This window comes from Anaerolineales bacterium (genome assembly GCA_022866145.1).
Classification (GTDB): domain Bacteria; phylum Chloroflexota; class Anaerolineae; order Anaerolineales; family E44-bin32; genus PFL42.
The window spans coordinates 1-8052 of record JALHUE010000125.1 but is presented as its reverse complement, the minus strand read 5'-3'; the positions used below and the strand labels follow the sequence as shown (position 1 = coordinate 8052).

Below are 8052 nucleotides of genomic sequence, written 5' to 3'. Positions count from 1 at the left end.
GTGAGTTCGAATCTCGCCGGGGGCGCCAAAGCCGGCGGTGAACAAGCCGCTTTGCTCCGGGTTCCCGGGGCTGAGCCTGCTCAGCGAGCAGGCTCTCTCGCAGCCCACAGAGGCACGGGTAGGACGACTGACCGGATGTCTGCGACCCCTCCGCTGTTCCCTCAGGCGCTGGCCCAAAGGGGACGGTTGGCTATCCCCATGACCGCTCGCCCTCTTCCGGCCGAGTAAGAGGCGAAGCATGGATCAGGAGAAGCTCCCCCACGCCCCTGCCTCCGGCCGTGGCGACGAGGGGACTCTCAAGGCCGCCAACGAGGTGCTGTCGGGCAAGAGCGACAAGGGCAGGCTTGCCAGGCTGCTTCCGTTCTTGGGCCCGGCCTTCATCGCCAGCGTCGCCTACATGGATCCGGGCAACTTCGCTACCAACATCGCGGCCGGCGCCAAATACGGCTACTTACTGCTTTGGGTCGTGGTGGCATCCAATCTGACGGCGATGCTCTTGCAGACCCTCTCCGCCAAGCTGGGAATCGCATCGGGCGCCAACCTCGCCGAGCAATGCCGGACGCACTTCCCCAGACCCTTCGTTCTATTCATGTGGGTGCTCATGGAGATCGTCGCCATGGCCACCGACCTGGCGGAGTTCCTCGGCGCCGCCTTGGGCTTCAACTTGCTTTTCGGGATCCCTTTGTGGGCCGCCGGCCTGTTGACGGCAGTGGCAACCTTCCTGATCCTGAGCCTGGAGAATTACGGCTTTCGGCCGTTGGAGGCCGTGATCACCGTCATGGTCGGAGTGGTGGCCGCGTGCTACCTGGTGGAAACGCTGATCGACCGCCCCGCCTGGAATCAGGTCCTGCACTACGCGCTGGTACCGCACTTCGCCGGACCGGAGAGCGTTCTGCTGGCGGCGGGAATCCTGGGGGCCACCGTCATGCCCCACGCCATCTTCCTGCATTCTTCCCTCACGCAGAACCGCATAGTCACCCGCAACGCGGCCCAGCAGCGGCGGCTGCTGCGCTTCGAAACGGTGGACGTGGGGATCGCCATGGGCGCTGCCGGCATGATCAACATGGCGATGCTGATCATGGCGGCCGCCACGTTCTTCAACCAGGGGCTGACCAGCATCGGCACCATCGAGGAAGCCCATCGGACCTTGGAACCGCTGCTGGGGCCCGCTTCCAGCTGGGTATTCGGAATATCGCTCCTGGCCGCCGGACTCTCGTCCGCCTCGGTCGGCACCATGGCCGGCCAGGTCATCATGCAGGGATTCCTGCACACGCACATCCCGGCCTGGATCCGCAGGTTGGTCACGATGCTGCCGTCGCTGATCGTCATCGCCCTAGGCCTGGACCCGACCCGAACGTTGGTGCTCAGCCAGGTCGTGCTGAGCTTCGGCCTGCCTTTCGCCGTCATCCCGCTGGTGCTGTTCACTGCTCGCCGCGACATCATGGGAATTCTCGTGAATCGACGTCTGACGACGATTGCGGCCAGCCTCTCGGCGGCCGCGATCGTCACCCTGAACCTGTATCTCGTGTATCAGATCGTCATCCTGAGGTAGTCCATGTTCCGCCATGTGCTCGTCCCCCTCGACGGATCCCATCTGGCGGAGGCAGCCCTTCCCCCCGCCGCTTCGGTCGCGGCCCAGCTCGGGGCCTCGGTCACCCTGATCCACCTGATCGAACATCGGCCGCCGGAATCGATCCACAGTGACCGCCACCTCAGCGACGTCGACGAGGCCACAGCCTATCTAGCCGAGCTGGCGCGCACGGCATTCCCGCCCCACCTGAACGTGAGGGCGCATGTCCACTCGGCCGAAGTCAACGATGTGGCGCGCAGCATCGTCGACCACACCGACGAGCTCGAGCCGGACCTGATCGTGATGTGCACCCACGGGCGCGGCGGGGCGCGCCACCTCGTATTCGGAACGATCGCCCAGCAGGTCATCGCGATGGGCACCACCCCGGTCCTGCTCATCCGTCCTGAGGTTCAGGAACGCACGACGGACTTCCTTCGCACCAGAATCCTTGTGCCGCTGGACCACCATCCCGAACACGCCCGTTGCCTACCCTATGCTGCAGGGCTGGCCAAGCCGTTCGGGGTGCCGATCCACCTGCTCTCGGTGATCCCGACGTTCGAAACGCTGGCAGGGTACGAGGCCGCCACCGGACGCTTGCTTCCCAGCGCCACACGGGCTATGCTGGACATCGACAGGGACAACACGCAGAACTATCTGGAGGATGAGGCTCGGGCAGTTCGCGAGGACCGGATAGAGGTCGAGACCAGTGTGGCCCGAGGGGATCCGGCGACCCAAATCGTCGAGGTGGGGGCGCAGATCGGCGCCGGGCTGATTGTCATGGGCGTGCATGGCACGTTGGGCAGCGAGGCTTTCTGGGAGCGCAGCGTCCCCCCCAAGGTCTCGGCCCGCTCCAAGATACCGGTCCTCTTCGTCCCGATCCGCGACCGATAGCTTGGGTCGCATTGGGGGCGCCGCACGGCCTGTGTCCCTGTAGTAAAATCTCCAGTTCGCCGCAGGCTGGCGGGGCCAGTGCGGGGTGAGCCGGAAGACCAATGGTCAGACGAGCGGTCCTTCACGCCTGGTAGGAGGTGCACTGATGATTGACACGCAAGCCCGACCGGCACCCTACGTCCGACTTCTAGTGCTCGTCGCCCTGCTGGGCCTGGTCAGCGCCTCGATCACCTTTGGCTTCATAGCCCTCGTTGATCAGGGTACGCAGCTTGTGTGGCAGCAACTTGCGCTCGCCCTGGGGATAGACCCGCGCCTCTTCACGCTTCTCATCTGCACCCTCGGCGGCTTGCTGGTCGGGCTTCTGGTCAAGCTCTTTGGCGACCATAATGGGATCTTTGCTGAGGTCATGCTGGAATTCGGCAAGACGGGCAGGTTCGACTATCGCCACGCACCCGGGATCGTGATCACCGCTTTTGTGTCGCTCATAAGCGGCGCCAGCCTCGGACCCGAAGCGCCGTTGGCGGATGCCTGCGGCGGAATCAGCACGCTGCTTTCTGACCGGCTCAAACTGGATGACCAGGAAACGCGCACGCTGGGGTTTTCCGGCGTCAGTGGGATGCTTGGCGCCTTCATCACAAACCCCTTCGGAGGGGCGCTGTTGGGCCTGGAATCGGCACGGGGGGGCCCCGGCGGCAAGAAGACGTATTTCTGGGTTCTGTTTCCCAGCCTGCTGTCCTCGGCCGTGGCGACGGTGGTCTTCGTCATGCTGACCGGGGTGTTCTTCGACACTCTGTATCAGTTCCCGGCCTATACTCCCCGGCTGGCGGACTTGCTGTACGCAGCACCGCTGGGTCTCGTTGGCGGGTTGGCTGGCGTGCTCTTCATGGTTTCCCTTGGTCGCCTGCAGCGACTCTTCCAACCGATGAAGGGGCGTCTGGTCCTGCGGGGGTTGATCGGCGGCTTGGGAATGGGAATCATCGGGGCCCTCCTCCCCTTGACGCTCTTTTCGGGTGAGGCTGGAACTTTGGACCTGATCACTCAGGCTGCGGAGCTCGGCGCGGTGATGCTGATCGTACTGAGTCTGTCCAAGCTGCTCGCCACATCCTTGTTGCTGGCCACCGGCTGGAAAGGTGGCTATATCTTCCCCATCGTGTTTGCCAGTGTCGCCCTGGGCCTGGCGGTGAACCTGTTGTTTCCCGCGATTCCCGTTGCGGTCACCGTGGCGGCGACGATGGCGGGCGCCCTCGTCGCCGCTTTGAGGGCGCCTCTGTTCGCGGCGCTCTTCACGTTGGCCATGGTGCAGGCGGAGACATCGCCTGCGGTTGCCGTAGCCGTGGTTGCCAGCGCCTTGCTGACAGCCTTGCTGGGATTGCGCGCTGCCCGTCGTTCGGCGAACAACGCCCAACCCCTCGCCGAGACCCAGTAGCTCGGATTCCGCAACAGGTGCCTAGTGCGAGATCCCAACCCGACATCCAAAGGCCTTTCACGGTTCGTTCCCGGTCTTGCCCTCGTGAAAGGCTTCGCTCCCGCCCTGCTCCGCACCGAAATGATCGCGGCCGTGACGGTGTTTGCGGTGCTGGTGCCCTCGGCAATGGCCTATGGCGAGCTAGCCGGGGTCACTCCCGTCGCCGGGCTGTATGTCGCCCTCGGCGCCATGGTCTTATACGCGCTGTTCGGCACTTCACGTCAGCTGATCATGGGTCCCGAAGCGACCACCGCCATCATGACCGCGGCCGCCGTGGCCCCGCTGGCCGGCGGGGATCCGGCGCGCTATGCCGCCCTGGCCGCCATGACCGCCATCCTGGTGGGCATTCTGGCCCTGCTCGGCGGACTGGCTCGACTGGGCTTCATCACCGACTTCCTGTCCAAGCCGATCCTCGTCGGCTACATCTTCGGCACGACGCTCATCGTGATGGGCAGCCAGCTGGGGAAGATGTTTGGCATCAAGCTCGAGAGCGACGCCTTCTTCCGCCAGATTGCGGAGCTGATCAGCCGCCTGGATGAAACCCACCTGCTGACCATGGTCATCGGCATTGTCAGTATGGCGGCGCTGCTTCTCATGCGCCGGGTGAATCCCGCCCTGCCCGGGGCTCTCATCGTGGTCGTCGTCGCCATCGTGGCCTCGGCCGTCTTCAACCTCGAGGCCATGGGGGTGGCAGTCGTTGGTCCGGTACCCGCCGGACTCCCACACCTGACGATCCCCGCCGTCCAGCTGCAGGATCTCTTTGCGCTGCTTCCTGGCGCCTTTGCCCTAACGATCCTAATCTACGCCGACGAGGTCCTCACCGCCCGCGTCTTCGCAGCCAGGCACAGCCAGAAGATCAACGCCAATCAGGAGTTCTTGGGCATCGGCGCCGCCAACATCGCGGCTGGCTTCCTGACAGGGTTTCCCGCCGCCACCAGTGGCTCGCGCACCGCCGTCTCCGATCAGATGGGCGGCAAATCGCAATGGGTCGGACTCCTGGCTGCCGCCCTCACGATCGTCTTCCTTCTGTTCCTCACGCCGTGGCTCGCCCCGCTCCCCACGGTCGTCCTAGGGGCCATCATCATCATTGCCTCGCTCAGCCTGCTGGATTTGGCGGCCTTTCGCTTCCTGCGGCAGGTGCGGCGGGCCGAATTCTGGCTGGCGGTGGTGGCCGCATTCGGCGTGCTGACCCTCGGGATTCTACAGGGCGTTCTGGTGGCGGTCACGCTGTCCTTGATCAATGTCATCGCTCGCATTTCGCGACCCCACGATGCGCTGCTGGACGATCTGGATGCAAGCGGGGGCACGGTCTATCGCGGCGTCACCGATACGGAGACGGCGCTGACCGAGCCGGGGCTGATTGTCTATCGGTTTGACGCGCCGCTCGTGTTTGCCAACGCCGCCTTCTTCACCGAGCGGATGGAGGCGCTCGTCGCCAGCGCCGGGACTGGGCTTCGCTGCGTCATTCTCGATGCCGAGGCCATCAGCGATTTCGATTCGACCGCGGCGGAAGCGCTGGAGACGCTGGATGCCGATCTCGATCGGCTCGGTGTCGAATTGTGGGTTGCCCGCGCAAACGGACCGCTGCGTGAATTGCTTCAGGTCACCGGATTGATGAAACGGTTTGGCAAGGAGAATATCTATCCCTCGGTGAGGGCTGCGGTCGTGGCGTATCACGCACGATTCGGGCAGTCGTAGCCTCGTCGGTGAGTGGACGGCGGGAGATAGAGGCAAGCCCATGATGGAGGGGCAAGTAAGGGTGCATCGGAGATCATTGAAGACAGCTCGCGCCGCCCGCAGTGCGGGCGTCCTTGTTGCCGTTCTCGTCTGGGGTCCCCAACCCAATGAAAGCCGCGCCGACGCCTGAGTCTGCCCAGGTCCCGGTGAAAGCTCTTGCCTGAGAGGCAATTGAGGCCATGCAAGGAGCCACGAGGTCAGCCGGAATGCCCAGGACGACCAACGTTGAAGATTCACCATTCGCAAGCCAACGACGCCGAGCGACAGAGCGATTGTTCTGATGCGACTGCTGAAATCACCCGCGAGGGGGAAGTGTGACTTTGGGTCGTTTCGCTTTCATTGAAGAAGATCAGCTGACGCAAGTCTGCGTCAGCTTCGGGACCGTAAGAACACCAGCCCGGAAAAGAAGGCGCAAGACTTGCCTCGTGGTTCTAGGGAACGGGCGGACTTCGAGAAGGCAGGGAATGTCGCGACACACGGCGGGCAGACGGGAGGGACTCTCTTGAAGGTCATCATTGTCGGTGGAGTGGCAGGCGGCGCGTCGTGTGCGGCGCGCCTGCGCCGGCTCGACGAAACCGCCGAGATCGTCATGGTGGAACGCGGACCCTACGTTTCGTATGCCAATTGCGGGCTACCCTACCACGTCGGGGGCGTGATCGAGAAGGAGTCGAGCCTGCTGGTGGCGAACGAGCAGGCATTCCGCACGCTGTATGCCATCGATGCACGCACCGGCTGCGAGGTGACGAAGATCTCGCCCGAGAAGAGAACTGTAGAGTTGCGCAGCGTCGCAACCGGTGAGGTGACCCACGAGGCGTACGACAAGTTAGTACTCTCGCCGGGCGCGGCGCCGATCCGTCCTCCCCTGCCCGGGATCGATCTGCCGGGTGTCTTTTCCGTTCGCACCGTACCCGACGCCCGGGAGATCCGCGGCTGGATCGAGGAACGCAAGACCCACGCCTCAGGCATGCACACCTACACCGGATTCCAGACGGTCAAGCCCACACTGCGGGCGGTAGTCGTCGGCGGCGGGTTCATCGGCCTGGAGATGGCGGAGAACCTCATCCATCAGGAGCTTGAGGTGACGCTGGTTGAGCGCGGCGCACAGCTCGTGGACCCGATCGACCCGGAGATGGCACGCTACGTCGAGCGCCATATGGAGAAACACGGCGTCCGCCTCGTCCTCTCCGATGGGGCGGCCTCCTTCCAGCCGGCGGCGGACGGCTCGCTCGAGGTCCACACACAATCGGGAAAGGTTTTCCTAGCCGACATTGTCGTGCTCGGCATCGGCGTGCGACCCGAGACGACTCTGGCGAAGGACGCCGGGCTCGAGATCGGCGCACGCGGCGGGATCCGCGTCGACGAACACATGCGCACCAGCCACCCGGACATCTTCGCCGTGGGAGACGCGGTCGAAGTCAAGGACACCGTCACCGGGCAGTGGTCGCTGGTGGCGCTGGCTGGGCCGGCCAACCGCCAGGGCCGCATCGCCGCCGACGTGATCTGCGGCCGCGACTCCCGCTACCGCGGAACGCAAGGCACGGCCATCATTGGCCTGTTCGGCGCCGCCGTAGCCTGGACCGGGGCGAGTGAGAAGTCCCTCGTGCGCGCCGGCGACCTGGACTACGAGAAGATCTACCTGTATCCCAACTCGCATGCCGGCTACTACCCCGGCGCCAAGTACCTGGCGATGAAGGTCATCTTCCGCAAGTCCGATGGCCGCCTGCTCGGCGTGCAGGCGGTCGGCCAGGATGGGGTGGACAAGCGCATCGACGCTGCGGCGATAGTGATCCAGCTGGGCGGGACGATCTACGACCTGGAGGAAGCCGAGCTGTGCTACGCGCCCCAGTTCGGCAGCGCCAAGTCGCCGCTCAACTTCGCCGGCATGGTTGCCGCCGACGTCCTGAACGGCGACCTGCCGCTTTCCCACTGGAACGGCTCGGGGGACGGATTCCTCCTGGATGTGCGCAATCCCGAAGAGCTCGCCGTCGAGCACGTGCCGGGAGCCGTCAACATCCCGCTGCCGGCGCTGCGCGCCCGGCTGGGCGAGCTCCCCCGCGACCGGGAGATCCTGGTGATCTGCCGCTCCGGCCAGCGGGCTTACTACGCCACGCGCATCCTCCTACAGTACGGGTTCCAGGCCCGCAATCTGTCCGGAGGCATGTTGTCTCGCATGAATCTCGTTGCGGACGAGAACCGCCCGGAGGTGAGCAGCCCAAGGACATGACAGATGAGGGAACCCGATGTCTCGCGCAGGTACGGATCCAAACCCCGAAGGGTGACCGCACGCGGCGAGGCGGGACCGGCAGGTGATACGCTGCTCAGCCCTGCGGCCCGAGCCGGTGACGAGCAAGCCGCTATCCGTGCTGGACCGGCGTTTGGCGACAAGCCG

Annotated in this window: 5 protein-coding genes; all 5 read left to right on the top strand. The window is 64.7% G+C overall.

What is annotated here, in order from left to right; all coding sequences use genetic code 11:
• The first annotated feature begins 238 nt into the window (after nucleotides 1–238).
• The 5 genes from MUO23_03890 (at nucleotide 239) to MUO23_03870 (ending at nucleotide 7887) form a co-directional block, all read left to right on the top strand.
• Complete coding sequence (locus MUO23_03890; GenBank protein MCJ7512093.1) at nucleotides 239–1552, top strand: Nramp family divalent metal transporter; 1314 nt, start codon at nucleotides 239–241, stop codon at nucleotides 1550–1552.
• A gap of 3 nt (nucleotides 1553–1555) precedes the next feature.
• Nucleotides 1556–2461, top strand: a complete 906-nt coding sequence (locus tag MUO23_03885; protein ID MCJ7512092.1) for a universal stress protein — start codon at nucleotides 1556–1558, stop codon at nucleotides 2459–2461.
• A gap of 145 nt (nucleotides 2462–2606) precedes the next feature.
• Complete coding sequence (locus MUO23_03880) at nucleotides 2607–3887, top strand: chloride channel protein (protein ID MCJ7512091.1); 1281 nt, start codon at nucleotides 2607–2609, stop codon at nucleotides 3885–3887.
• Between the two features lie 24 nt (nucleotides 3888–3911).
• A complete protein-coding gene (locus tag MUO23_03875; protein ID MCJ7512090.1) occupies nucleotides 3912–5624 on the top strand; it encodes a SulP family inorganic anion transporter in 1713 nt (570 codons plus the stop codon).
• Nucleotides 5625–6165: 541 nt separating this feature from the next.
• Nucleotides 6166–7887 (top strand): FAD-dependent oxidoreductase, encoded by a 1722-nt coding sequence (locus MUO23_03870; protein MCJ7512089.1) that lies wholly within the window; start codon nucleotides 6166–6168, stop codon nucleotides 7885–7887.
• Nucleotides 7888–8052 lie beyond the last annotated feature (165 nt).